This window comes from Azospirillum sp. B506, from assembly GCF_000333595.1.
GTDB lineage: Bacteria > Pseudomonadota > Alphaproteobacteria > Azospirillales > Azospirillaceae > Azospirillum.
The window spans coordinates 1-981 of sequence record NZ_BADK01000873.1 but is presented as its reverse complement, the minus strand read 5'-3'; the positions used below and the strand labels follow the sequence as shown (position 1 = coordinate 981).

The following is a 981-nucleotide window of genomic DNA, read 5'->3' as shown; positions in this document are numbered from 1 at the left end:
GAGATCGCCGAGCTGGAGGAGCGAGTCGCCTCCACCCCCGGTGCGGGGGTGACGGCGATCCAGGCGGTCTATGTCCCCGGCGGACGATTCACCGACCCGGCGGTGGCGGAGCTGTTCAGCCATCTCGACAGCTCCATCGTGCTGTCGCGCGCCATGGCGGCGGAGGGGCTGTATCCGGCGGTCGACCCGCTGGCCTCCACCTCCAGCCTGCTCGATCCGCAGGTGGTGGGGGAGGCGCATTACCGGCTGGCGGAGGACGTGCGCAGGACCATCGCCCATTACCGCGAACTCCAGGACGTCATCGCGCTGCTGGGCATGGAGGAGCTGAGCGCCGCCGACCGGCTGGCCGTGCGCCGCGCCCGCCGCCTGCAGCGCTTCCTGACCCAGCCCTTCCTCGTTACGGAGGCCTTCACCGGCCATGGCGGCGTCAGCGTGCCGCTGGCGGAGACGCTGAAGGGCTGCCGCGCCATCCTGGACGGGGAGTGCGACGACTGGGCCGAAAGCGCCTTCTTCATGACCGGCACCCTGGACCAGATTCGCGAGCGCGACCGCGCCGGGAGGGACGCATGAGCGACCTGAGCCTCCTGATCACCACCCCAACCTCCATCGCTGCCAAGCTCACCGGCATCCGCCATCTGCGGGCGGAGGATGCCAGCGGCGCCTTCGGCATCTGGCCCGGCCATGCCGATCTGCTGACGGCGCTGGCGATCTCCGTCATCAGCTGGCGCACCGCCGACGGGCGCGAGGGTCATTGCGCCGTGCGCGGCGGGGTGCTGACCGTCCGCAATGGCGCGCAGATCGCGGTGGCGACGCGCGAGGCGGTGACCGGCGACGATCTGCACGCGCTGGAACGTGACGTGCTGGCCCGCTTCCACCGCAACGCGGAGGAGGAGGGCGAGGCCCGGTCCGGCGCCCGCCGCATGCATCTGGCCGCCATCCGCCACATCCTGGCCTATCTGCGCCCGGACCGCCGCCCAGCCG

1 protein-coding gene and 1 pseudogene are annotated in these 981 nt (G+C 72.0%); both read left to right on the top strand.

The genetic code is table 11. The features are described from left to right. A pseudogene (locus I71_RS26930) lies at positions 1-570 on the top strand (F0F1 ATP synthase subunit beta); the annotation flags it as partial. After that, positions 567-981: F0F1 ATP synthase subunit epsilon (locus I71_RS26925; RefSeq protein ID WP_148294381.1), on the top strand; the 415-nt coding region annotated here is incomplete at its 3' end. The pseudogene I71_RS26930 and the gene I71_RS26925, both read left to right, overlap by 4 nt.